Source organism: Streptomyces sp. NPDC085946 (genome assembly GCF_044540485.1).
Lineage (GTDB): Bacteria > Actinomycetota > Actinomycetes > Streptomycetales > Streptomycetaceae > Streptomyces.
The window spans coordinates 261,016-285,398 of record NZ_JBITSF010000003.1 but is presented as its reverse complement, the minus strand read 5'-3'; the positions used below and the strand labels follow the sequence as shown (position 1 = coordinate 285,398).

Genomic DNA, 24,383 nt, shown 5'->3' with positions numbered 1-24,383 from the left:
ATAATGATCGTCCTGTTGTCAGTGCGGCCCGGTACGCTCGAAAGCACGATGACAGAGGACCTCTCACCGGCCGAGCGGTACGCGGCAGCACGCAGGCGCGCTGCCGAGCAGGCCACCGCGCTCGCCTCCTTCCGCGAGATGTACGACTTCGGTCTCGACCCCTTCCAGATCGAGGCCTGCCGGGCGCTGGAGTCGGGCAAGGGCGTGCTCGTCGCCGCTCCCACCGGCTCCGGCAAGACGATCGTGGGCGAGTTCGCCGTCCACCTCGCCCTGCAGCAGGGCAAGAAGTGCTTCTACACGACGCCCATCAAGGCGCTGTCGAACCAGAAGTACGCCGACCTGTGCCGCCGCTACGGCACGGAGCGGGTGGGCCTGCTCACCGGCGACAACAGCGTGAACTCCGAGGCCCCGGTGGTCGTCATGACCACCGAGGTGCTGCGCAACATGCTCTACGCGGGCTCGCAGACCCTCCTCGGCCTCGGCTACGTGGTCATGGACGAGGTGCACTACCTCTCCGACCGCTTCCGCGGTGCCGTGTGGGAGGAAGTGATCATCCACCTCCCCGAGTCGGTGACCCTGGTCTCGCTGTCGGCGACCGTGTCGAACGCCGAGGAGTTCGGCGACTGGCTCGACACCGTCCGCGGCGACACCGAGGTGATCGTCTCCGAGCACCGGCCGGTGCCGCTGTTCCAGCACGTGCTGGCCGGGCGGCGGATGTACGACCTGTTCGAGGAGGGCGAGGGCCACCGCAGGGCGGTCAACCCCGACCTCACGCGGATGGCGCGCATGGAGGCCAGCCGCCCGTCCTTCGCGGACCGCCGGCGGGGCCGCTCCCTGCGCGAGGCCGACCGCGAGCGGGAGCGGCGGCAGCGGTCCCGGGTGTGGACGCCGAGCCGGCCCGAGGTCATCGAGCGGCTGGACGCCGAGGGCCTGCTGCCCGCGATCACGTTCATCTTCAGCCGCGCCGCCTGCGAGGCCGCCGTCCAGCAGTGCCTGTACGCGGGCCTGCGGCTGAACGACGAGGAGGCCCGGGAGAAGGTCCGCGCCCTGGTCGAGGAGCGCACGGCCTCCATCCCGCACGAGGACCTGCACGTCCTGGGCTACTACGAGTGGCTGGAGGGCCTGGAGCGCGGGATCGCCGCCCACCACGCGGGCATGCTGCCGACCTTCAAGGAGGTCGTCGAGGAGCTCTTCGTGCGCGGCCTGGTCAAGGCGGTCTTCGCCACCGAGACCCTCGCGCTCGGCATCAACATGCCCGCCCGCTCGGTGGTGCTGGAGAAGCTCGTCAAGTGGAACGGCGAGCAGCACGCCGACATCACCCCCGGCGAGTACACGCAGCTGACCGGCCGCGCCGGCCGGCGGGGCATCGACGTCGAGGGCCACGCCGTCGTGCTGTGGCAGCGCGGCATGAACCCCGAGCACCTCGCCGGGCTGGCCGGCACGCGCACGTACCCGCTGCGGTCCAGCTTCAAGCCGTCGTACAACATGGCGGTCAACCTGGTGGAGCAGTTCGGGCGGCACCGGTCGCGCGAGCTGCTGGAGACCTCGTTCGCCCAGTTCCAGGCCGACAAGTCGGTGGTCGGGATCTCCCGTCAGGTGCAGCGCAACGAGGAGGGCCTGGAGGGCTACAAGGCCTCCATGACCTGCCACCTCGGCGACTTCGAGGAGTACGCGCGGCTGCGCCGCGAGCTCAAGGACCGCGAGACGGAACTGGCCCGGCAGGGCGCGTCGCAGCGCCGCGCGGAGTCGGCCGTGGCGCTGGAGAAGCTGAAGCCCGGTGACGTCATCCACGTGCCCACCGGCAAGTACGCCGGGCTGGCGCTGGTGCTGGACCCGGGCCTGCCCGCCGGGCGGTCCAACGGCCACCGCGGTCTGGAGCACCACGACGGGCCGCGCCCGCTGGTGCTCACCGCGGAGCGGCAGGTCAAGCGGCTCGCGGCCATCGACTTCCCGGTGCCGGTCCAGCCGCTGGAGCGGATGCGCATCCCCAAGTCCTTCAACCCGCGCTCGCCGCAGTCCCGCCGGGACCTGGCGTCGGCGCTGCGCACCAAGGCCGGGCACATCGAGCCCGACCGGCACCGCAAGCGCCGCTCCGAGGCGGCCGACGACCGGGAGATCGCGCGGCTGCGCAAGGCGCTGCGCGCCCACCCCTGCCACGGGTGCAGCGACCGGGAGGACCACGCCCGCTGGGCCGAGCGCTACTACCGGCTGCTGCGGGACACCTCGCAGCTGGAGCGGCGGATCGAGGGCCGCACGAACACCATCGCGCGGACCTTCGACCGGATCGTGGCCCTGCTGACCGAGCTGGACTACCTGCGCGGCAACGAGGTCACCGAGCACGGCAAGCGGCTCGCCCGGCTGTACGGGGAGCTGGACCTGCTCGCCAGCGAGTGCCTGCGCGCGGGGGTCTGGGAAGGGCTGACGCCCCCCGAGCTGGCCGCCTGCGTCTCGGCGCTGGTGTACGAGGCGCGGGTCGGCGACGACGCGATGGCGCCGAAGCTGCCGTCCGGGAAGGCCAAGGCCGCGCTGGGCGAGATGGTGCGGATCTGGGGGCGGCTGGACGCCCTGGAGGAGGAGTTCCGGATCACGCAGACCGAGGGGGTCGGGCAGCGGGAGCCCGACCTCGGGTTCGCCTGGGCCGCGTACACGTGGGCGTCGGGCAAGGGGCTGGACGAGGTGCTGCGCGAGGCGGAGATGCCGGCCGGGGACTTCGTGCGGTGGTGCAAGCAGGTGATCGACGTGCTGGGGCAGATCCAGGCGGCGGCGCCGGAGGGGTCCGGTGTGCCGAAGGCCGCGCGCAAGGCCGTCGAAGGGCTGCTGCGGGGCGTGGTCGCCTACTCGTCCGTGGGGTGAGGCCGTGGGGCGGGTGCGGGTGCGGGGGCGTGGCGGGGTTTCGCGCGGTTCCCCGCACCCCTGACCGCGCGGTTCCCCGCGCCTTGAGCGCATAGTTCCCCGCGCCGCCGGATCGCGCGGTTCCCCGCGCCCCTTCAGGGACTGCCCCACTCCGTGATGACGGGGTGGGGCATCGTTCAGGGGATTCTGGGCAGGGTTCCGGGGTCGGCTCTCCGCTGTCACGGTGAGTGGCATTCGTATGCCCGTACGACGTGACGCTGCGTGTTCGAACAGTGTCGGTGTGTATAAATAAGCCCGAGCGTACCCCTCTCGCGGGTCCCGTTTCCGGCACTCGCTGAATATGACACGGCGATGATCCGGTCGGACTAAGCTCGCCCGCAGCGCGCCGAGTTGGGATGAATTCGCGCGCTTGTTCCCGTATGCGCGGACGATCCAGAAAAACCCCATGACGCACCCCCCTGCATGTCTCCCCGAACCCCAGCCGACTCCTTTCAGAGGGCCTACATGGTGAGTGTTCAATCTCCTCCCGGCCGCCGCGAACTCCCCTACACGCGCGTGCTGTTGATCCCGGCGATACTGATGGCCGCGGCGACCGGAGCCGCCGTCGCCCTGGTGACGGACCCCGCCCGGGTCGCCGTCGGCTGGTGCGGCGGCGTCGCCACCCTCCTGGTCACCGCGGCGGCGGCCGAGGCGGTGCGCCGCAGCCGGGCCCTGCGGGACGCGCGGGCCGAGCACGCCCGTCACACGGCGTATCTGGAAGCGCGGATCGCCACCCACGAGCAGGAGACGCTCCGCTTCGCGGAGGACGTGGTGCCCACCGCCGTCAACCTGCTGCACCGCGTGGGGTCCCCCCAGGAGGCGATTCGCCAGCTGCGCGAGCGCGACGCCTACCGGGACCTGCGCAAGCCGCAGATCGACCTGCTGAAGATGCTGCTCAAGATCATCAACTACGAGGAGACCCTGCGGGACTCCAACGCGCGCTCCTTCGTCAGTGTCGCCCGCCGCGTCCAGGCGATCGTCCACCAGCAGGCCAAGGAACTCCGCGAGATGGAGGAGGACCACGGCCGCAACCCCGAGGTCTTCGACGACCTGCTGCGCATCGACCACGGCAACGCGCTGATCGGCCGCCTGGCCGACTCCGTCTCCGTCCTCGGCGGCGGCCGGCCCGGCCGTCAGTGGCCCGAGCCCGTCGCGCTCTACAGCGTGCTGCGCGGCGCCATGTCCCGGATCCTGGAGTACCGGCGCATCTCGCTGGACAACATCGCCAAGGTCAACATCAAGGGCATCTACGTCGAGCCGGTCATCCACGCGCTCGCCGAGCTCCTCGACAACTCCACGCGCTACTCGCCGCCGCAGAGCAAGGTGCACGTCACCGCCGCCGAGGTGCAGACCGGCGTGGCCATCGAGATCGAGGACGCCGGCGTCAGCCTCAACGAGGAGAACCGCGCCAGGATCGAGGGCATGCTGGAGCGCGCCAAGGCCGGCGCCGCCCTGGACGACCTCGGCGAGCACCCGCGCCTCGGCCTCGCCGTCGTCGGCCGGCTCTGCACCGCGTACAACATGCAGGTCGCGCTGCGGTCCTCCGCGTACGGCGGAGTCCGTGCCGTCCTCATCGTGCCGAGCGACATGATGACCGACGAGCCCGGTGTCGGCCTCGCCCACGGCATCGGCGCCACCGGCGTGCCCCAGCAGATCGGCGGCGTCGAAGGCCCCAAGCGCACGCCGAAGAAGCGCCGCCCCACCAGCCCGAAGATCCCCGCCACGGTCTCGCTGGAGGACGACGACGTCCCGGTGGTCACCGAGTGGACGGCGGGCGGCCTGCCGCAGCGCCGCAGCAAGGTGAAGATGCCGCTCAGCCAGCGGCTAGCCGAGCAGGCCGCCTTCGAGAAGGCCGAGCGCGAGGCCGCCGAGCGGGCCAGGGCCCGGCAGGGCCGGCGGGCGCCCGAACCGGAGCCCGAGCCCGTGAGGAAGGAGGACGACCTCCCACCCGGCGTGGGCTTCGAGGCCTTCTGGGAGGGACTCAAGGAGGGTCTCGAACCGGGCGTCCACCCGACCGACTTCACGCGCAACCCGACCGCATACCTGCACCTGCTCAAAGACGATCCGGCCTACCCCGAGGCCGAGGACGAGGGGGACCTCAAGTGATCCAGCAGCGAGGCAACTTCGACTGGATTCTCAAGCAGCTCTACGACGGCGTCCCGGGCATCGAGATGATCGTCGTGCTGTCGGCCGACGGCCTGCGCATCGCCCGGTACGGCGGTGATCCCGACGCCGCCGACCGCCTCGCCGCGGCCTGCGCCGGCGTGCAGAGCCTGTCGACCGCGGTCGCCCAGGAACTCCCGGGCAGCGACGGCGAGATGAAGCTGGTCGTCATCGAGATCGACCGCGGCTACTTCTACCTCATGTCGGCCGGCGCCAACGCCTACCTCGCGGTCCTGTCCGACGTGCGGTGCGAACCCGGCCGCATGAGCGCCATGATGCGCGACCTCATCGTCCGCATCGGCTCCCACCTGACCAGTCCGCCCCGGCGGAACGGGCAGACCGTATGACTCCTCCGCGACGGCAGAGGCGCCAACCGCAGCAGGACCCCCCGCCGCAGCCGCCCCAGGAGGGCGAGCGCAAGAACCCCGAGCGGCTGTACGTGGTGGCCGGGCCGGACGGCGAGCGCGCGGCCCTCGACCTGGTGACGTTGATCGTGGCGTGCGTCGAGGACCCCCCGCCCTCCGCCACGCCCGAGCAGGCGGCGCTGCTCCGGCTCTGCAGTGCCCCCTTGTCCGTGGCCGAGCTGTCGGCCTACCTCAACCTGCCGTGCAGCGTGGTGACCGTACTGCTCACCGAGATGCTGACGGCGGAACTGGTGCAGGCGCGCGCCCCGATCGTCCGCCAGGCGCTCCCCGACCGTTCCCTCCTCGAAGCGGTGATGCATGGACTTCAACGGCTCTGACACCGTCCCGGGCCCACGGACCGAGGACCAACTGCCGCACACGGCGCAGGCCGCGGCCAAGATCGTGATCGTGGGCGGGTTCGGGGTCGGCAAGACGACCATGGTCGGGTCGGTCAGCGAGATCAAACCGCTGACCACCGAGGAGACCATGACCCAGGCCGGCATCGGTGTCGACGACAACTTCGGCTCCGACACCAAGACGGCCACCACCGTGGCCATGGACTTCGGCCGCATCAGCATCACCGAGCAACTGGTGCTGTACCTCTTCGGCACCCCCGGTCAGCAGCGCTTCTGGTTCCTGTGGAACGGGCTGTTCGAGGGCGCGCTCGGCGCGGTGGTGCTGGTCGACACCCGCCGCCTGGAGGTCAGCTTCGAGGTCATGGGGCGGCTGGAGGAGCGCGGCGTGCCGTTCGTGGTCGCCGTCAACACCTTCCCCGACGCGCCCCGTTACCCCGTCGAGGAGCTGCGCACGGCGCTCGACCTGCCCCCCGAGATCCCGATCATGGAGTGCGACGTGCGGCGCCGGGCCTCCAGCCGCGACGTCCTGCTGACGCTGATGCGCTTCCTGCACTCGCTCGCCATGCGCGGCGCGCTCACCTGACCCTTCCCTGTCCGGACCCCTGGATCCGGGACCCCTTCAGTTTCGGAGCGACCACTGTGACGCCTGATTCCCACTCCCTCGCCGACTCGGACGCCCTCCGGGCCGGCCCGCCCCCCGGCTGCCCCGCGCACGGCCTCGGGCCCGGGGGACTGCACCGGCTGCACGAGGCACCGGACCTGCGGGAGCTGTACGAGGACCTGCGGGCCGAGCACGGCCCCGTGGCGCCCGCGCTGCTCCACGACGACGTACCGATCTGGGTGGTCCTCGGGCACGCCGAGAACCTGCACATGGTGCGCACCCCGACGCAGTTCTGCCGGGACAGCCGTCTCTGGACCCCGCTCAGGGACGGCCTGGTCAAGCCCGACCACCCGCTGATGCCGCACATCGCCTGGCAGCCGATCGCCTCCCACGCCGAGGGCGACGAGCACAAGCGGCTGCGCGGCGCGGTCATGGGCGCCATGTCGACCATCGACTTCCGCCTGCTGCGCCGGTACATCAACCGCAGCACCCAGGTCATCGTCAACCGGTTCTGCGAGGAGGGGGAGGCCGATCTCGTCGGCCAGTTCACCGAGCACCTGCCGATGGCCGTGCTGTGCGAGATCTTCGGCATGCCGGAGGAGTACAACGACCGCCTCGTCGAGTCGGCGCGCGACGCGCTCAAGGGCACCGAGACCGCGATCGCCAGCCACGGCTACGTCATGGAGGCGCTCAGCAGGCTCACCGCCCGCCGCCTGGCGGATCCGGCCGAGGACTTCGCCAGCCACCTCATCAACCACCCCGCGCGGCTGACCGACGAGGAGGTCCGGGAGCACCTGCGCCTCGTGCTCTTCGCCGCCTACGAGGCCACCACCAACCTGCTGTCCAACGTGCTGCGCACGGTGCTGACCGACGAGCGCTTCCGCGCCCAGCTCAGCGGCGGCAACATGACGGTGCCGGAGGCGGTCGAGCAGTCCCTGTGGGACGAGCCGCCCTTCAGCACCGTCCTCGGCTACTTCGCCAAGCAGGACACCGAGCTGGGCGGCCAGCGCATCCGCAGGGGCGACGGCCTGCTGTTCGCGCCGGCCCCGGCCAACGTCGACCCGCGCGTGCGCCCGGACCTGAGCGCCAACATGATGGGCAACCGCTCCCACCTCGCCTTCGGCGGCGGCCCGCACGAGTGCCCCGGCCAGGACATCGGGCGCTCCATCGCCGACGTCGGCGTCGACGCGCTGCTCCTGCGGCTGCCGGACGTGGAACTCGACTGCGACGAGGACGAGTTGAGCTGGACGGCGTCGATCGCCTCCCGACACCTGGTGTCGCTGCCGGTCCGGTTCGCCCCCCAGCCGCCGCAGGACGTCAAGGAGGTGCCGCACCCCACGCCGGTGCCGCCGCAGCGCAGTACCTGGCTCATCGGCACGGCACCGCAGGCGCAGCACTCGCCCTCGCCGGCGGAGTCCGCGCCGGCCGGTCCGCTGCCCGAGCCGGTCGTGCCGCAGCCGCAGCCACAGCCGCAGCCGCAGCCGCAGCCCCGGCCCGAGACACGGCCGGAAGCGGAGCCCGCCGCCGCTGCGGGACCTGCCCGTCCACGGGGGGCCTGGGGGCGTCTCGTGCGGTGGTGGCGCGGCCACTGACCGCCGGCGCGGAGCGGGGGCGGCGCGGCCCGGTGCCGCGGGGGTGCCGCCCCCGCCGACCCGTGCGGCCCGCATGCCGGAGGCGTGGGGCCCGGGCCGCTGCCCCCCCGCCTCCGGCGGCCGCCCGCGCCCGCCGGGCGACGGCGGGTGTTCGCGGTGGCTCCGTGGGACGCGGACGGCTGTCCGCGGGGCCCCTCGGTGAGCCGGCGATCGGCCGACGCCACGGTGCCCGGGGGCCGGTGTGCGCTCAGCCGCCGGCCCAGGTGTCGTACGACGCCCATGCGTCCAGGACCCGGGTGCTGCGGAACCGGTGCGCCTCGCCCGTGACCGGGTCGGTGAACTCCAGCGAGCGCGCCAGGAGTTGGAGCGGACGCCGGAAGTCGCCGGCCGGCACCGGACCGGTCACCTCCGGGTAGAGCGGGTCGCCGAGGATCGGCACGCCGAGCGAGGCCATGTGGACGCGCAGCTGGTGCGTCTGCCCGGTGGCGGGCACCAGCCGGTAGCGGCCCAGCCCGTCGCCGCGGCGCTCGGCCAGCTCGACGCGGCTGACCGCGTTCGGCTCGCCCTCGACCTCCCGGGCGGTCAGCACCCCGCGTTCCTTGACGATCCGGCTGCGCACGGTCCGGGGCAGGGCGAGCGCCGGGTCGCAGGGGGCGACGGCCTCGTACTCCTTGGCCACCCGCCGGTCGCGGAACAGCGTCTGGTACGCGCCGCGCTCCTCGGGCCGCACGGTGAACAGGACGAGCCCGGCGGTGAGCCGGTCGAGGCGGTGCGCGGCGGTGAGCGTGGGGACGCCCAGCTCCCGGCGCAGCCGGGCCAGCGCGGTCTGGGCGACGTGACCGCCGCGCGGGGTGGTGGCCAGGAAGTGCGGCTTGTCCACGACCACGATGTGCTCGTCCCGGTGCACGACCTCCAGCGGGAAGGGCACCGGCACCTCCTCGGGCAGGTCCCGGTGGAACCACACGAACATCCCCGGCGCGTACGGCGCGTCCGGTGCCACCGCCCGTCCGTCCGCCCCGACGATCAGCCCGGCGCCGAACATCGCGTCGATGACGCCCGGACCCGCCGCGAGCCGCTCCACCAGGTGCTCGCGGACCGTGGCCCAGCCCTCCGTGGCGGGCAGCCGCACCCGCACCGGATCGACCCCGTCGCGCTGGGGGAGGGGGGACGGCGGGGGCGGGGTGCGGCGTCTCATCGCGAGCCAGCGTACGAGGCCGTGCGCGGCGGGGGAAAACCGGTGGTCGCGGCCCGTGCGCACCGGCAGGACGGGACCCGCGCCGGACCCCACCGGCCCGGTCCTTCCCGCGGGCGCGCTCCCCGGTGCCCCGCAGCCCACGATCCCCACGGGGGGCGGGCTCGTCCCGCGTTCCCGGCGCGGGGCGGACGCGCCCGCGGCGCACCGGGCGTCCCACCGCCCGGCGCTCCACCGGGGGCACGCCCCGCCGCCGGTTCCGGGGAGGAGGTCCGCGGCCGGATCGCCGAGTGGCGGCGGGCCCGGAACGCCGAGCGCGAGGCCCGGCGGGCGGCCGTCGGCGCGGGGACCGGCCGCCTGCCCGGGCGGGTGGCCCTGCGGGACACCGTGCGGGAGGACGGCGCGGCCGAGACGGCCCACGGACCGTACCGGAGGCCCGCGGACAGGGGGGCGCGGCCCGCGCCACCACCGCGCTCACCCGCCGGGTCCTGGACGAGCGCGGCGTCCACCGGCCCGGCCTCCGGCACGCCGTCCGCAACGAGACGTCCTGCCGGGTCGCCGCCCCGGGTGGCTTCGCCCCGGAGGACACGGGGCGCAACGCCGTGCCGCATCCGCGCGGCCGGCGCGACAGGCACCTGCACGTCCGCGTCCGGGACGACCGACGGGCCCGCGGGCACGGGCCGGAGCCGGCGGGGTCCGCGGACGGGCGGGCGGACGTCAGCCGGGCGTCCCGACGCGGTGGAGCCGGCCGGCGGGGGCGGTGAGGGTGCCGTCGTGCTGTCCGGAGGGGAGAGCGCGAGACCGAGGCCGAAGAAGGCGGGCGCCCGCTCGCCGACGCACAGGCCCCGGCGGTCGGCGCGGGTGACGCCGCCGCCGGGCTCCGTCTCGAGGGACACCCGCCGGGCGGCGACGGTGCGGCCGGCGGAGGCCGGTGCGGCCGTGCAGGCGCGTCCGCTTCCGGCCCGTGGGTGGCTCGCGCGGGTCCGGGCGGCTCAGGTCTCCGCCTCGGGATGGCGTACGGCCTGGCGCAGGGCGTCCTCGACCTCGCGCCGGGACGTGCCCTGGTCCTTTGCGTACTCGGTCACCGCGAGCCGGGCGTCGCGGTCGAGGTCGCGCCAGGCCCGCCAGGCGGTCTCGTAGGTGGCGGACTGGCCCTTGGTCCACGACGTGTGGGCGGGTGACCCGTACTGGTTGCGCAGCTCCTCGACCCTGTTGTGCGCCTGGTCCGCCGCGCGCTGCATCGCGACCAGTTCATCGAAGGTGTGTGCCACGCATAGGGATCCTAAGCGGCGGAATCCCGACATGCGCGGCGAAGCGTGCCGGTCCCTCCCCGCGGGTGACTCCCGGCGCCGGGTGTTCACCCGACCGGCGCGGCGGAGGTGCGCGTGTCGCGTAGACAAATGTCTAGTTTGTGACCATGAAGCACATGAAGCGCACCGCAACGGTGCTTTCCGCCCTCGCCCTCAGCGCCGCCGTCTTCGGCGGCACCGCGGCCGCCGACGAGCAGCCCCGGCTCCTCCCGGCCACCAGCGGCCTCTCCGACGACAAGTGCCTCGACAACGACCTGGGGCTGAACCTGCTCGGCCTGCCCCTGCTCGAACTCATCGTCCCGGACTACTACTGCTGAACCGACCCCGGGGGACGCTCGGAGCCCGTGGCGCCGCGCGTCCCTCTTCGCGTGCGTCCCGCACGGCAGGCGGGCGCGGGACCGGGCCGGCCGTGCCGGTGCCCGCCGCGGGCCACCGCCCGTCTCACGCGGCGGTCGCGCCCTCCTGCTCCGCCTCGATCCGCGCGTTCCACTCCCGCTTGGAGGCCTGCCAGCCGTCCTCGGTGTGGCCGAGCCGCCAGTACCCGGAGATCGACAGGTCCTCGCGCGGCACCTGGCGGTCGACCCGCAGCAGCCGGCGCAGCTCCTTCACGAAGTGCGCCTCGCCGTGCACGAAGGCGTGCACCCGGCCCTCGGGGAAGTCCAGGGCGCGCACGGCCTCGATCAGGGCCTGGCCGTGCGGGCGGTCGCCGCGGTGCAGCCAGCCGACCTCCGCGTCGGAGTCGATCTTCTGCTCCTCCTCCGGGCCGGCGATCTCGACGAACGCGTGCACCCGGGCGCCGCGCGGCAGCGCCTCCAGGGAGCGGGCGATCGCGGGCAGGGCGCTCTCGTCGCCGACCAGCAGGTGCCAGTCGGCGTCCGGGTCGGGGGCGTAGGCGCCGCCGGGACCCATGAACCACACCGTCTCGCCCGGCCGGACGCGCATGGCCCACGGGCCGGCCAGGCCCTCGTCGCCGTGGATCACGAAGTCCAGGGTCAGCTCCCGGTGCTCGGCGTCCCACTGGCGCACCGTGTACGTCCGGGTCACCGGCCAGTGCTCGCGCGGGAACTCCTCGCGGATGCGCTGCACGTCGAAGGGCTCCGGGTAGGTCACGCCCTCGGCGGGGAACAGGAGTTTCACGTAGTGGTCCGTGCAGGTGTCCGCCGCGAAGTCGGCGAGGCCCTCGCCACCGAGCACCACACGCTGCATGTGGGGGGTCAGCCGCTCGGTGCGCACGACCTGCGCGGAGTGCGGCCTGCGCGGCTGGCGTCCCGGTCGCTCTGCCATGAGGACCTCCCTGTCGCTTGGTTAGGTATACCTAAGTTAGCATCCCCTCCTGCCCCACACTCCCCGGACGCCAGGTCAACGCCCCTCAGGCCGTGAGCGTCGCCACCAGACGCTCCAGCGATCCGCCCAGGCCCCAGCGGGTCGCCAGCGCCTCCAGCGCGACGGGGTCGTGCGGAGCGCGCGGCAGTGCCGTGCCGACGTCCGGCAGCGGTACGTCGGACGCGACCCTGACCACCTTCGGGGCGACCGCGAGGTACGGCCGCGCCTCGTCCAGCCGCCTGCGCTGCGACGGCGTCAGCTTCGCCCGCGGGTCGTCGACCGCGGCGAGGATCCCCGCCAGGTCGCCGAACTCCGCGAGCAGCTTGGCCGCCGTCTTCTCGCCGATGCCCGGCACGCCCGGCAGGCCGTCGCTCGGGTCGCCGCGCAGCAGCGCCAGATCCGCGTACCCGGCACCGCCGACCCCATACTTCTCACGCAGCACCGCCTCATCGGTGGTCTGGAGGGTGCCGACGCCCTTGAGCGGGTACAGCACGCGCACCCCGCGCGCGTCGTCCACCAGCTGGTACAGGTCCCGGTCGCCGGTGACGATGTCCACCGGGCCGGCCGCCCGCGCGGTGTACGTGCCGATCACGTCGTCGGCCTCGTACCCCGCCACCCCCACGCGCGCGATGCCCAGGGCGTCGAGGACGGCCTCGATGACCGGCACCTGCGGGGACAGCGTGTCGGGCACCTCCTCCTCGTCCGGGCCCGCCGCGTGCTCCTCGGCGACGCGGTGCGCCTTGTACGAGGGGATCAGCTCCACCCGCCACCGCGGGCGCCAGTCGGCGTCCATGCAGGCCACCAGGTGGTCCGGCCGGTGGTCCTTGACCAGGCGGTCGATGAAGTCGAGCAGGCCGCGCACGGCGTTCACGGGCGTGCCGTCCGGGGCCTTGATCGAGTCCGGGACGCCGAAGTAGGCCCGGAAGTAGAGGGAGGCGGTGTCGAGGAGCATCAGTCGTCCGGTCACCCGAGGCATCATGCCGTACGGCACCGACAGCGCTCCGGCCGCGCGACCGGGGGCGGCCCGCGCGTACCGCGGGCGAGGGGGCGGGGCCGGACCCGCCCCGGGCGGCACACGCGTCCGGTAAGGATTCGGACAACCACGAAGCGCCACCGGGTCCGGCCGCGGCGCTGCGGGGGAACACGGAGGACCGCGGGCGCATTGAACAGAAGAGCACGAGCGGGTCGTTCCTCCCGGGGGAGGGGGCCGTGTCCGGCGCGGTGGGACGAGGTGATCCACTGGCGCGAAGTGGGGGGTCGTGCCCAACGGCGTGTGTCGTCGATGTGACGGGCGCATGAAACGGTTTGCCGAACATGCGTAGGGTGCAAGGAACCCCCGACGGAGCGGATCGAGAGGCGAGGGAGGGAGCCGGAGCGATGGGCGACCACAAAGAGCAGCCCCTTCGGGTGGGTGCGGCCGTGCGGCGGCGCCGTCGCGCCCTGGACCTCACCCTCGCCGTCGTGGCCGAGCGCAGCGGCCTGTCGGTGCCCTTCCTGAGCCAGATCGAGAACGAACGGGCCCGCCCCAGCCGCAGTTCGCTGGAGAAGGTCGCCGACGCGCTGCGCACGACGGCCGTGGAGCTCCTCGCCGCGGCCGACCCGGCGTGCAGCGTGGACGTCGTGCGGTCGGAGGGCCCGCAGGGCGCCGGGGGCGCGGGGGGTCCCGTCGAGCCGCCGCTCCTGGACTCCCGGGTGCGCTCCCTCGTCCGCGGCCACCACCAGATGCACGCCTCCGAGTTCACCGGCGACCACGACCCGGGCCGCGAGTTCCAGTACCGCAACGACCAGTTGATGTACGTGGCCGACGGCGTCGTGGAGATCGAGGCGGAGGGCCGCGCCTACCGGCTCGGCCGCGGCGACACCCTCTACCTCACCGGGGGCGTGCGGCACCGGTGGCGGGCGACGGAGTCGGACACCCGGGTCATCGTCGTCGCCGTCGCCGAGCACATCGAGGCGGTCCGCGACCGCGACCGGCCGGGCCGGGGGACGACCGGACCGCCGTGGTGAGGGTCGTCTCGCTCGTCCCGTCCCTGACGGAGGCCGTGGCCCGGACCGTCCCCGACGCCCTGGCCGGGGTCACCGACTGGTGCACGCACCCCGCCGGTCTGGGCGCCGTCCGCGTCGGCGGCACCAAGAACCCGGACGTCGGCCGGATCGTCTCCCTCGCCCCCGACCTGGTGATCGCCAACGAGGAGGAGAACCGCGCGGTGGACCTGGCCGCCCTGCGCGCGGCCGGTGCCGAGGTGCTGCTGACGGAGGTCCGCGACGTCCCCCAGGCCTTCCGGGAGCTGGCGCGGGTCCTGGACGCCTGCGGAGCGGCCGCCCGGCCCCGCTGGCTGGACGAGGCCGAGCGGACCTGGTCGGCGCTCCCGGCCCCGGAGACCCGTACGACGGCGGTCGTGCCGATCTGGCGCCGCCCCTGGATGGTCCTGGGCCGCGACACCTTCGCCGGTGACGTGCTGGCCCGCCTGGGCGTCGACCACGTCCACGCCGCGCACCCCGAGCGCTACCCCCGCGTCCCGCTGGAGGAACTGCGCGCGGCGGCCCCGGACGTCGTCGTGCTCCCCGACGAGCCGTACCGCTTCACCGCCGACGACGGCCCCGAGGCCTTCCCGGGCCTGGCCTGCGCGCTCGTCAGCGGACGGCACCTGACGTGGTACGGGCCGTCGCTGGCCGAGGCACCGCGGGTGCTGGGCGAGGCCCTGCGAGCAGCTCGGCCCCGGCCAGCCCGCGCACGGTCCGCGCGGCGACGGTGAGCCAGGCGGTGACGAGCACGGCGTACAGCGCGAGGGCCAGCCACCCGTAGGCCGCGAGACCGGTGTGCCGGGCCAGCGCCTGCGCGCCGGTGACGCAGGTGCCGACCGGGAAGGTGAACGCCCACCAGGCCATCGAGAACCGCATCCCGAGCCGCCGGGCGTGCACCGCGTGGGCGGTGGCGAGGCACAGCCACAGCAGCGCGAACCCCGTCACGGGCACGCCGTACAACACGGCGAGCAGACCGAGCCCTTGACCGTACGGCGCCGGTACGGTCCCCGGCGCCGCGTCGGCGAAGTGGCCGACGGCGGTGGTGGACTGGCCGAGCGGCCCCAGCACCAGGAAGAGCGTCGGCGTGAGCGCGAGGGGCAGCGGCCCGCCGGTGACCAGCCGCCCGAAGACCACCGGCAGCACGAGCAGGGTCGCCAGCAGGCTCAGCCCGAACAGCGCGAGACAGGCCAGCAGCAGGGCCTGCCGGGGCTGCCCGGCCGGCAGGTGCGTCGCGAGCGGCGGCCCGGTCGCGGCGGACACCATCGGCGCGACCAGCGGCAGCAGCCAGACGGGCGTGGCCCGCCCCGGCCCGGCCCCGCGCACGGTCAGCAGGTACGGCACGGCCACGGCGGCCGCCAGCCCCACGGCCGTGCCGGCGCCGAACAGCACGGCGTCCAGCGCGACGGCGGCGCGCACGCCGATCCAGTCCCGGCCGACGGCGAGCGTGGCGCCGCCCACGGCCAGCAGGGCCATGGCCAGGCAGCCGTAGAACGGGGCCGTCGCCGGATCGCGCAGCCCGGCGCGGGCCCGGTCGCGGTGGCGGGCCCAGTGCAGTGCCCGGGCGGTGAGCAGCGCCACGAGCAGGGCCAGGGACAGCGCCCAGACGGCGGCGAGGACGGTGCGCAGTCCGGGGACGCGCACGGGGAGTCCGGCTCCGGCGGTCGCGACGACGGCGGTGCCCATGACGGAGGCGTACCAGTTCGGGCCGAGGTGACGGACCGATCCGGCGCGCGGAGCGCGTGCGGTGGCACGGGGGAGGGGCCGGGCTGCGGTGACCATGGCTCCACCGTCGTCGGGGCCGACGGCCGCCACCAGGGAGTCCGCCTCTATGGCGGCATAAGCTGGATTTATGAGCAGGACGGACGGCACGACGCACGACCCGGCCGGCGCCCGCGCCGCGGTGACCGGTTCGCTGGCCCACCGGGTCCCCGACCTCGGGGCGCTGGAGCTGCTGCTGGCGGTGGCGCGGCTGGGGAGCCTCGGCGGGGCGGCGCGGGAACTCGGCATCACGCAGCCGGCGGCCAGCAGCCGGGTCCGGTCGATGGAACGGCAGCTGGGGGTGGCGCTGGTCGACCGTTCGCCGCGGGGGTCGCGGCTCACGGACGCCGGTGCGCTGGTGACGGACTGGGCGCGGCGGATCGTCGAGGCGGCGGAGGCCTTCGACGCGGGGGCGCAGGCGCTGCGCGACCGCCGCGACTCCCGGCTGCGGGTGGCGGCCAGCATGACCATCGCCGAGTACCTGCTGCCGGGCTGGCTGCTCGCGCTGCGCGCGCAGCGGCCCGACACCGCGGTGTCCCTGCTCGCGGGGAACTCGGCGGCGGTCGCGGAGCGCCTGCTGTCGGGCGAGGCGGACCTGGGGTTCGTGGAGGGGCTGACGGTGCCGCCCGGCCTCGACTCCGCGGTCGTCGCCCACGACCGTCTCATCGTGGTGACCGCCCCGGCCCATCCCTGGGCCCGCCGCCGGCGCCCCCTGGCGGCCGGGGAGCTGGCCGCGACCCCGCTCATCCTGCGGGAGAAGGGCTCGGGCACCCGCCAGGTCCTGGACGCGGCCCTCGGGGGACTGGCCCGTCCCCTGATCGAGCTGTCGTCCACCACGGCGGTGAAGGCCGCGGCGGTCGGCGGCGCCGGGCCCGCGGTCCTCAGCGAACTGGCGGTGGGCGAGGAACTGGCCATGCGCCGCCTGGTCCGGGTCCCGCTGGACGGCGTCACCCTCGCCCGTGACCTGCGCGCGGTGTGGCCGACGGGGCACCGTCCGACGGGCCCGGCGCGGGATCTGCTGTCGTTGACCCGGGGGTAGGGACCAGGGCGCCCCCGGGGGCCCCCTCACCGCCGGGCGGCGCCGCCGGGCACCGGCGCGCCCCGGCCGCCCGTCCGGAAGCCGCCTCCACCAACCCCCGCATCACCCGCACGTCCTCGCCCATCTCCGGGTGCCACTGCACGCCCAGGGTCCAGGGGGCGGAGGGGAGTTCGACGGCCTCCACCGTGCCGTCCTCGGCGTAGGCGGAGGCGACCAGTCCCTCGCCGAGGCGGTCCACCGCCTGGTGGTGGTACGCCGGTACGGACGTCGCCTCCGGGACGACACCGGCGTACCGCGTCCCCGGGACCGGCTTGACCGTGTGCCGGCCGAAGACCCCCACCACCTCGGCGTGGCCCTCGACGTGCTGCACGAGGGTGCCGCCCAGCGCGACGTTCAGCAGCTGCATGCCCCGGCAGATGCCCAGCAGCGGCACGCCCGCCGCCAGCGCCGCCCCGATCAGGGCGAGTTCCCAGGCGTCCCGGGCCCGGTCCGGCGGTCCGGTGCGCGGGTCGGTGGCGGCGCCGTAGCGGACCGGCTCGACGTCCGGGCCGCCCGCGATCACCAGCCCGTCGAGCCGGGCCACCGCCCCGGCGGCGTGCTCCGGCGCGTCCGGCGGCAGCATCGCGGCCAGCCCGCCGGCCGCCTGGACGAGCCGCGGATACCCGGCCGGCAGCAGGGCCGCCTCCAGCTCCCACACCCCCCAGCGCGCCCCGGCCTCCAGGTACGTACTGACACCGATCAGCGGCCTGCCCGCCATGCGACCTCCCCGCAATGGACTGCGTCCGGACCATTGAAGACACGGGAAGGATCATCCCCGGACGGCGCGGCGTTCACGCCAGGAAACCCCGCAGCAGCGCCGCCGTCCCCGCGCAGTGCTCCCGCATCGTCTCCCGCGCCGCGTCCGCGTCCCCGTCGAGCACCGCCCCGACCAGGGCGGTGTGCTGCCGCTGCGAGTGCTCCAGGTTGCGCACCAGCAGCGGGATGCAGTCGAGCAGGTCGTTCACCGTCGCCCGCACCGCCGCGTACCGCGCGGTCAGCGACGGCGAGCCGCACAGCTCGGCGAGCGTCAGGTGCAGCAGCGTGTCCTGGCGCCGGTAGTCGGCCAGCGGCGCGTCGTGCGTACGGGCCAGCGCCTCCCGCAGCCGCCCCGCCTGCTCCCGCGTCAGGCCGTGGGAGGCGCACAGGCCGGCCGCGCCGACCTCCAGCACCTCCCGGAAGCGCAGCACGTCCTCGATGTCGACCCCGGCGACCCGCCGCCGCAGCTCGTCCTCGCCGGCCGGGTCGGGCCGGCGGGGCAGCACAAACGTTCCGCCGTAGCGGCCGCGCCGGGAGACGACCAGGCCCTGGTCCTGGAGCACCTTCAGCACCTCGCGCAGCGTCACCCGGCTGATCCCGAGCCGCTCCGCCAGCTCCCGCTCGGCCGGCAGCCGCCCGCCCCCCGGCACCAGGCCCAGCCGGACCACCTGCAGGATCTGCTCCAGCGCCTCCTCGAAACCGTTGCCCGCGCGCACCGGGCGCAGCACCGGCGCCAGCCGGTCCTCCACCGGGCCGTCCGCTTCGTCCGGCATGTGGCCGCGCCCCCTTCCCAAGCAATGGTTCTCAGCAATACCTTAGGGCTCCCGGCGTGGCCCAAGAAGCGCCCAGGCGTGCGCGGTGCCGCGCAGCAGCCCGAAGGAGGCCCTCCCGTGGCAGACCGCACAGCCCCGCTCGGTGTCGAGGAGCTGCACGCCCTCGTCGCGGGCGGTGAGATCGACACCGTCGTCCTGGCCTTCCCGGACATGCAGGGCCGCCTCCAGGGCAAGCGGTTCGCCGCGCGCTTCTTCCTCGACGAGGTCCTCCAGCACGGCACCGAGGGCTGCACCTACCTCCTCGCCGTCGACGCCGAGATGAACCCCGTCGACGGGTACGCGATGTCCTCCTGGGACCGCGGCTACGGCGACTTCGCCATGCACCCGGACCTGGCCACACTGCGCCGCGTGCCCTGGAACGAGGGCACCGCCCTGGTCGTCGCCGACCTCGCCTGGCACGACGGCTCCCCGGTCGTCGCCGCGCCCCGCCAGATCCTGCGCCGCCAGCTGGAACGCCTCGCCGGCCTCGGCTACACCGCCCGGGTCGGCACCGAGCTGGAGTTCATCGTCTTCAAGGACACCTACGAGCAGGCCTGGGACGCGCACTACCGGGGGCTCACACCGGCCAACCGGTACAACATCGACTACTCGGTGCTCGGCACCGGCCGCATCGAGCCCCTGCTGCGCCGCATCCGCAACGAGATGGCCGGCGCCGGCCTCACCGTCGAGTCCGCCAAGGGCGAGTGCAACCCCGGCCAGCACGAGATCGTCTTCCGCTACGACGAGGCCCTGGTCACCTGCGACCAGCACGCCGTCTACAAGACCGGCGCCAAGGAGATCGCCGCCCAGGAGGGCATGTCGCTCACCTTCATGGCCAAGTACAACGAGCGCGAGGGCAACTCCTGCCACATCCACCTCTCGCTCGCCGACGCCGACGGCACCAGCGCCATGGCCGGTCCCGACGGGATGTCCGGCGTCATGCGCCACTTCCTCGCCGGCCAGCTGGCCGCCCTGCGCGACTTCTCCCTCCTGTACGCCCCCCACATCAACTCGTACAAGCGCTTCCAGCCGGGCTCCTTCGCCCCCACGGCCGTCGCCTGGGGCCACGACAACCGCACCTGCGCGCTGCGGGTCGTCGGCCACGGCCGCTCCCTGCGCTTCGAGAACCGGCTGCCCGGCGGCGACGTCAACCCGTACCTCGCCGTGGCGGGCATGGTCGCGGCCGGCCTGTACGGCGTCGAGCACGAGCTCCCGCTGCCCGACCCCTGCGCCGGGAACGCCTACACCGCCGGCCTCGCGCACGTCCCGACCACCCTGCGCGAGGCCGCCGAGCTCTGGGAGCACAGCGAGATCGCCCGGGCCGCCTTCGGCGACGAGGTCGTCGCGCACTACCGCACCATGGCGCGGGTCGAACTGGACGCCTTCGACGCCGCGGTCACCGACTGGGAGCTGCGCCGCTCCTTCGAACGCATGTGAGAGGTCCTTCCGTGTCGCACGAGCAGTCCCACGAGCGTGAGCTCCAGGTCCTCAACCCGGCCACCGAGGAGGTCGTCGCCACCGTCCCCGCCGCCACCGCGGCCGACGTCGACGCGGCCGTCGCGCGCGCCGCCCGCGCGCAGACCCGCTGGGCCGCCCTCCCGCCCGGCGACCGCGCCCGGCTGCTGCGCCGCTTCGCCGCCACCGTGGACGAGCACGCCGAGGAGCTGGCCCGGCTGGAGGTCCGCGAGGCCGGCCACACCCTCGGCAACGCCCGCTGGGAGGCGGGCAACGTCCGCGACCTGCTGGACTACGCGGCCGGGGGAGTGGAACGGCTGACCGGGCGGCAGATCCCGGTCGCCGGCGGCATCGACGTCACCTTCCCCGAACCGCTCGGGGTCGTCGGCGTGATCGCCCCCTGGAACTTCCCCCTGCCGATCGCCGCCTGGGGCACCGCCCCCGCGCTCGCGGCCGGCAACGCGGTCCTCCTCAAGCCCGCCGAGACCACCCCGCTCACCGCCCTGCGGCTGGCCGGACTCGCCCTGGACGCCGGCCTCCCCGAGGGCCTGTTCCAGGTGCTGCCCGGCCACGGACCCGTCGCGGGCGCCGCCCTGGTCGACCACCCGGGCGTCGCCAAGATCGTGTTCACCGGGTCGACCGCCGTGGGCCGGCAGGTCCTGGCCAGGGGCTCGGCCCTGCTCAAGCGCGTCACCCTCGAACTCGGCGGCAAGAGCCCCAACATCGTCTTCGCCGACGCCGACCTCGAAGCCGCCGCGGCCGCCGCCCCGATGTCCTTCCTGGACAACTCCGGCCAGGACTGCTGCGCCCGCACCCGCATCCTCGTCCAGCACTCCGTCCACGACCGCTTCCTGGACCTGCTCGCCCCCGCGATCGAGTCCGTCGTCGTCGGCGACCCGGCCGACGAGCGCACCGACATGGGCCCGCTGATCTCCCGGGCCCAGCTGGACCGCGTCCGCTCCTACGTCCCCGAGGGCGCCGACGGCATCCGCGGCAAGGCCCCCGAGGGCCCCGGCTTCTGGTTCCCGCCCACCGTCCTCACCGGGGTCGACCCGGGCGCGCGGGTGGCCGTCGAGGAGGTCTTCGGCCCGGTCGCCGTCGTCCTGCCCTTCGACGACGAGGCCGACGCCGTCCGCCTCGCCAACGCCACCGACTACGGCCTGTCCGGCTCGATCTGGACCCGTGACGTCGGCCGCGCCCTGCGCGTCTCCCAGGCCGTCCGCGCCGGCAACCTGTCCGTCAACTCCCACTCCAGCGTCCGCTACTGGACCCCGTTCGGCGGCTTCAAGCAGTCCGGCATCGGCCGCGAACTCGGCCCCGACGCCCTGACCGCCTTCACCGAGACCAAGAACGTCTTCATCAGCACGGAGGGCCCCGCACAGTGACCGAAGAGATCATCTGCCGCCGCCTGGCCGGCCGCACCGCCGTCGTCACCGGAGCCGGCAGCGGCATCGGCCTGGCCAGTGCCCGGCGCCTCGCCTCCGAAGGCGCGCACGTGGTCTGCGCCGACATCGACGAGGAGCGCGGCAAGGCCGCCGCCGAGGAGACCGGCGGCCTCTTCACCAGGACCGACGTCACCGATCCCGACCAGGTCGAGCACCTGTTCCGGACCGCGTACGACACCTACGGCTCCGTCGACATCGCCTTCAACAACGCCGGCATCTCCCCGCCCGACGACGACTCCATCCTGGAGACCGGCCTGGAGGCCTGGAAGCGCGTCCAGGAGGTCAACCTCACCTCCGTCTACCTGTGCTGCAAGGCGGCCCTGCCCCACATGCGGCGCCAGGGCAAGGGGTCGATCATCAACACGGCGTCCTTCGTGGCACGGCTGGGCGCGGCCACCAGCCAGATCTCGTACACCGCATCCAAGGGCGGCGTCCTCGCCCTGTCCCGGGAACTGGGCGTGCAGTTCGCACGGGAGGGCATCCGCGTCAACGCCCTGTGCCCCGGCCCGGTCGACACCCCGCTGCTGCGGGAGCTGTTCGCCAAGGACCCCGAGCGGGCCGCGCGCCGCCTGGTGCACATCCCGGTCGGCCGGTTCGCCCGGGCCGAGGAGATCGCCGCCGCCGTCGCCTTCCTCGCCAGCGACGACTCCTCCTTCGTCAACGCCACCGACTTCCTGGTCGACGGCGGCATCGCCGGGGCGTACGTCACACCGCTGTAGGACGCGTCCACCCGGGCCGGGTCCCGTCCTACAGTGCCGGGATGAGCATGACGCCCCCGCCCGGCTGGTACCCCGATCCGTCGGCCCCCCACCTGGAACGCTGGTGGGACGGCGCGGCCTGGACCGAACACCGGCGCGCCCCCGGTGCCCCCGGCGGACCGGTCCCCGCGGCCCCGGGCGGCGCCGGCCGCGCCAGGGCCGTCGCCCTCACCGCCGCCGGCGCCGTCCTCGCCGCCGCCGTCGTCACCGGTGCCGTCCTCCTCGGCGAGGACGGCGGGGCGGCGGCGGGGACCGGCCCGGAGGCCGCGACGAGCCCCGCCGCGCCGGCGAGCGGGGCGCCGGCCCCCTCGCCCACCGCCTCCGCGCCGTCCGGCGACCCGGCCGTCGTCGAGGACCAGCTCAACGGCGTCACCTTCCCGCTGCTCGACGGCTGGGTGCGGCCGCAGCACGTCGCCCAGGACGACGTCGTCATGACCACCGACGGCACCTACGACTGCCCCGCCGACGGCGGCGTGTGCCGGCACGGCCTGGTCATCTCCCGCACGGTCACCGAGAACGACGAGACGTCCCCCGAGGCCCTCGCCGAGGCGGACATCTCCGACGCGGCCGACGAGGCGTACGACCGCGACGCCGTCGGCGCCAGGCCGTACGGCGGCATCGAGTCCCACCGGCTCGTGAAGTCCGGGCCGGTCGCGGTGGCGGGCCGCGCCGGGTACTTCGTGCGCTGGCGCGTGACGACCGCCGAGGGGCCCGGCGGCTACGTGCAGTCCCTGGTCTTCCCCTCCAGCGTGGGCACCGGGGCGCCCGTCCTGGTGCGGTACGTCTTCGACGCGGGCGAGGACGGGCCGCCGCTGTCCGACATGGACCGCATCACCGAGGGCATCCGCCCGGCCGGCGACGCGGCCACCGGCGGCGGCGTGGGCAGCAGCATCGGCCCTTCCGACTGAGGCCCGGACCGTCCGGCTGAGGCCCGGGCCGTCCGGCGGCTACAGGAACGTCCGGCCCTCGCCGCGGTACGTCGGCACGGTCGCCGTCACCGCGTCGCCCTCGACCAGGTGCAGCACGTCGAACCGCTCGCACAGCTCGCCCGCCTTGGCGTGCCGGAACCACACCTTGTCCCCGATCAGCAGGTCGTCGGCGGGCGGGCCGAGCAGCGGCGTCTGCACCTCGCCCGCCCCCTCCTGCGGGTCGTACCGCAGCCCCTCGGGCAGGTACGGCACCGGCAGCCGGTCGCGGCCCGCGGCCCCGGACGCCGGGTAGCCGCCGCCGAGGACCGTCACCACGCCCACGCCCGGCCGCCGTACGACGGGCTGGGCGAACAGGGCGGCCGGACGCCCCCGGAACGACGTGTAGTTGTCGAACAGCCGCGGCACGTACAGCCCGGACCCGGCCGCGATCTCGGTCACCGCGTCCTCCGCCGCGGTGTGCTGCACACTGCCCGTGCCGCCGCCGTTGACGAACTCCAGGTCCGGGACGACGGCCCGCACCGCGCGCACCACCGCGGCGCGCCGCTCGGCGAGTTCCCGGCGCGCCGCGGCCTGCATCAGCCGCACGGCCCGCGACCGCAGCGGCCGCCCGGCGACCGCGTCGCCCACCCCGGCGACATGGCCCTCGTACGCCATGATCCCCACCACCCGGAACCCGGGCCGCCGGGACACCGCGCGGGCCAGGTCGGCGACCTGGGCCGCCGAGTGCAGCGGCGAGCGGCGGGCCCCGACGCGCACCCGGCCGCCGAGCAGCCGCAGCGAGGTGTCCAACTCCAGGCACACGCGCACGACTTCGCCGCCGTCGCCGCGCGCGGCGTCGATCAGGTCGAGCTGGGCCGGGTCGTCGACCATGACGGTGACCGCGGCGGCCAGCTTGGGGTCCGCGGCGAGTTCGGCGTACCCGGCGCGGTCGGCGGACGGGTACGCGAGCAGGACGTCGTCGAACCCGGACCGGGCCAGCCACAGCGACTCGGCCAGCGTGAACGACATGACGCCCGCGAAACCGTCCCTCGCCAGGACCCGCTCCAGCAGCGCCCGGCAGCGCACGGACTTGCTGGCGACCCGCACCGGCTTGCCGCCGGCCCGGCGCACGAGGTCGTCCGCGTTGGCGTCGAAGGCCTCCAGGTCCACGATCGCCAGGGGGGCGTCGAGGTGGGCGGTGGCCCGGTCGTAACGGGTCCGGTCGGCGGCGCGCGCAGTCATGGACGCAGCCTGCCAGACCCGATTACCGCAGGGTAGGGGGACGTTCCGGGCAGATGCCCCGGGGGGCGTGGACCGGTTCCCGTCCGGGCGGCGGCACGCCGTAGAGTGACGCGCACGTACGGTGGCACGGCACCGGCCGGGATTCCGCGCCGGATGACGGTCCGCCCGTACGGGTATGTCTGCCCGGGACGACTCCGTACCGGGCCCGGGCAGGAGAACTCCCGCCCGCGCAGGAGGAACAGCCCGGGTCGAGGAAACGGGGGGTGCATGAGCACGGAAGCGCGGCGTGCCTCCGTCCCTCCACGCCCGGCCA

General features: G+C 74.6%; 20 protein-coding genes and 2 pseudogenes. 14 read left to right on the top strand and 8 right to left on the bottom strand.

What is annotated here, in order from left to right:
- Nucleotides 1-3: 3 nt before the first annotated feature.
- The 6 genes from ACIF8T_RS09220 (at nt 4) to ACIF8T_RS09195 (ending at nt 8,008) form a co-directional block, all read left to right on the top strand.
- Nucleotides 4-2,853 (top strand): DEAD/DEAH box helicase, encoded by a 2,850-nt coding sequence (locus ACIF8T_RS09220; protein ID WP_400032794.1) that lies wholly within the window; start codon nt 4-6, stop codon nt 2,851-2,853.
- Nucleotides 2,854-3,357: 504 nt separating this feature from the next.
- Nucleotides 3,358-4,998 (top strand): sensor histidine kinase, encoded by a 1,641-nt coding sequence (locus ACIF8T_RS09215; RefSeq protein ID WP_400032792.1) that lies wholly within the window; start codon nt 3,358-3,360, stop codon nt 4,996-4,998.
- Complete coding sequence (locus ACIF8T_RS09210) at nt 4,995-5,402, top strand: roadblock/LC7 domain-containing protein (protein WP_400032790.1); 408 nt, start codon at nt 4,995-4,997, stop codon at nt 5,400-5,402. The genes ACIF8T_RS09215 and ACIF8T_RS09210 overlap by 4 nt, the downstream gene beginning before the upstream one ends.
- A complete protein-coding gene (locus ACIF8T_RS09205) occupies nt 5,399-5,797 on the top strand; it encodes a DUF742 domain-containing protein (RefSeq protein WP_400032788.1) in 399 nt (132 codons plus the stop codon). Before ACIF8T_RS09210 ends, ACIF8T_RS09205 begins: the two co-directional genes overlap by 4 nt.
- Nucleotides 5,778-6,398 carry a GTP-binding protein gene (locus ACIF8T_RS09200; RefSeq protein WP_400032786.1) on the top strand — a complete coding sequence of 207 codons (621 nt, stop codon included), beginning with the start codon at nt 5,778-5,780 and terminating at the stop codon, nt 6,396-6,398. Before ACIF8T_RS09205 ends, ACIF8T_RS09200 begins: the two co-directional genes overlap by 20 nt.
- Nucleotides 6,399-6,454: 56 nt before the next feature.
- Nucleotides 6,455-8,008, top strand: a complete 1,554-nt coding sequence (locus ACIF8T_RS09195) for a cytochrome P450 (protein ID WP_400032784.1) — start codon at nt 6,455-6,457, stop codon at nt 8,006-8,008.
- A 247-nt stretch (nt 8,009-8,255) separates the two neighbouring features.
- Here the strand turns inward: ACIF8T_RS09195 and ACIF8T_RS09190 are convergent, their stop codons facing one another.
- Both ACIF8T_RS09190 and ACIF8T_RS09185 read right to left on the bottom strand, forming a co-directional pair.
- Nucleotides 8,256-9,203, bottom strand: a complete 948-nt coding sequence (locus ACIF8T_RS09190) for an RluA family pseudouridine synthase (RefSeq protein ID WP_400032782.1) — start codon at nt 9,201-9,203, stop codon at nt 8,256-8,258.
- A gap of 989 nt (nt 9,204-10,192) precedes the next feature.
- A complete protein-coding gene (locus ACIF8T_RS09185; protein WP_400032780.1) occupies nt 10,193-10,471 on the bottom strand; it encodes a hypothetical protein in 279 nt (92 codons plus the stop codon).
- A gap of 155 nt (nt 10,472-10,626) precedes the next feature.
- On the opposite strand from ACIF8T_RS09185, the gene ACIF8T_RS09180 reads away from it, so the two are divergent.
- Nucleotides 10,627-10,827 (top strand): hypothetical protein, encoded by a 201-nt coding sequence (locus ACIF8T_RS09180; protein ID WP_400032778.1) that lies wholly within the window; start codon nt 10,627-10,629, stop codon nt 10,825-10,827.
- Nucleotides 10,828-10,951: 124 nt separating this feature from the next.
- On the opposite strand, the gene ACIF8T_RS09175 is transcribed toward ACIF8T_RS09180, so the two are convergent.
- On the bottom strand, nt 10,952-11,794 hold the full coding sequence (locus ACIF8T_RS09175; protein ID WP_400032776.1) for a siderophore-interacting protein: 843 nt from the start codon (nt 11,792-11,794) through the stop codon (nt 10,952-10,954).
- Between the two features lie 85 nt (nt 11,795-11,879).
- Nucleotides 11,880-12,809 carry a 5'-3' exonuclease H3TH domain-containing protein gene (locus tag ACIF8T_RS09170; protein WP_400033108.1) on the bottom strand — a complete coding sequence of 310 codons (930 nt, stop codon included), beginning with the start codon at nt 12,807-12,809 and terminating at the stop codon, nt 11,880-11,882.
- 401 nt (nt 12,810-13,210) lie between these two features.
- Between ACIF8T_RS09170 and ACIF8T_RS09165 the strand changes: the two genes are divergently transcribed.
- Together ACIF8T_RS09165 and ACIF8T_RS09160 are read left to right on the top strand one after the other, a co-directional pair.
- Complete coding sequence (locus ACIF8T_RS09165) at nt 13,211-13,840, top strand: helix-turn-helix domain-containing protein (RefSeq protein WP_400032774.1); 630 nt, start codon at nt 13,211-13,213, stop codon at nt 13,838-13,840.
- Nucleotides 13,837-14,589 carry a helical backbone metal receptor gene (locus ACIF8T_RS09160; protein WP_400033106.1) on the top strand — a complete coding sequence of 251 codons (753 nt, stop codon included), beginning with the start codon at nt 13,837-13,839 and terminating at the stop codon, nt 14,587-14,589. The genes ACIF8T_RS09165 and ACIF8T_RS09160 overlap by 4 nt, the downstream gene beginning before the upstream one ends.
- 37 nt (nt 14,590-14,626) lie before the next feature.
- Here ACIF8T_RS09160 and ACIF8T_RS09155 read toward each other — a convergent pair.
- Nucleotides 14,627-15,541 (bottom strand): annotated as a pseudogene (locus ACIF8T_RS09155) (C4-dicarboxylate ABC transporter); the annotation flags it as partial.
- A 166-nt stretch (nt 15,542-15,707) separates the two neighbouring features.
- Here ACIF8T_RS09155 and ACIF8T_RS09150 point away from each other — a divergent pair.
- On the top strand, nt 15,708-16,655 hold the full coding sequence (locus tag ACIF8T_RS09150; RefSeq protein WP_400032772.1) for a LysR family transcriptional regulator: 948 nt from the start codon (nt 15,708-15,710) through the stop codon (nt 16,653-16,655).
- Nucleotides 16,656-16,731: 76 nt separating this feature from the next.
- Here ACIF8T_RS09150 and ACIF8T_RS09145 read toward each other — a convergent pair.
- Nucleotides 16,732-17,412: pseudogene (locus ACIF8T_RS09145) on the bottom strand (gamma-glutamyl-gamma-aminobutyrate hydrolase family protein); the annotation flags it as partial.
- 73 nt (nt 17,413-17,485) lie between these two features.
- Nucleotides 17,486-18,223: a FadR/GntR family transcriptional regulator gene (locus ACIF8T_RS09140; protein WP_400032770.1), complete on the bottom strand. Its 738-nt coding sequence runs from the start codon at nt 18,221-18,223 to the stop codon at nt 17,486-17,488.
- 117 nt (nt 18,224-18,340) lie between these two features.
- Here ACIF8T_RS09140 and ACIF8T_RS09135 point away from each other — a divergent pair, with 117 nt between their 5' ends.
- The 4 genes from ACIF8T_RS09135 to ACIF8T_RS09120 are packed head-to-tail and all read left to right on the top strand — an operon-like array spanning nt 18,341 to nt 22,828.
- A complete protein-coding gene (locus tag ACIF8T_RS09135; RefSeq protein ID WP_400032768.1) occupies nt 18,341-19,699 on the top strand; it encodes a glutamine synthetase family protein in 1,359 nt (452 codons plus the stop codon).
- Between the two features lie 11 nt (nt 19,700-19,710).
- The gene (locus ACIF8T_RS09130) at nt 19,711-21,102 is read left to right on the top strand and encodes an aldehyde dehydrogenase family protein (protein ID WP_400032766.1); all 1,392 of its coding nucleotides are present in this window, start codon (nt 19,711-19,713) and stop codon (nt 21,100-21,102) included.
- Nucleotides 21,099-21,881: a 3-oxoacyl-ACP reductase gene (locus ACIF8T_RS09125; protein ID WP_400032764.1), complete on the top strand. Its 783-nt coding sequence runs from the start codon at nt 21,099-21,101 to the stop codon at nt 21,879-21,881. The genes ACIF8T_RS09130 and ACIF8T_RS09125 overlap by 4 nt, the downstream gene beginning before the upstream one ends.
- A gap of 47 nt (nt 21,882-21,928) precedes the next feature.
- Nucleotides 21,929-22,828, top strand: a complete 900-nt coding sequence (locus ACIF8T_RS09120) for a DUF2510 domain-containing protein (protein WP_400033104.1) — start codon at nt 21,929-21,931, stop codon at nt 22,826-22,828.
- A gap of 39 nt (nt 22,829-22,867) precedes the next feature.
- On the opposite strand, the gene ACIF8T_RS09115 is transcribed toward ACIF8T_RS09120, so the two are convergent.
- The gene (locus ACIF8T_RS09115) at nt 22,868-24,070 is read right to left on the bottom strand and encodes an amino acid deaminase/aldolase (protein ID WP_400032762.1); all 1,203 of its coding nucleotides are present in this window, start codon (nt 24,068-24,070) and stop codon (nt 22,868-22,870) included.
- Nucleotides 24,071-24,383: the final 313 nt, after the last annotated feature.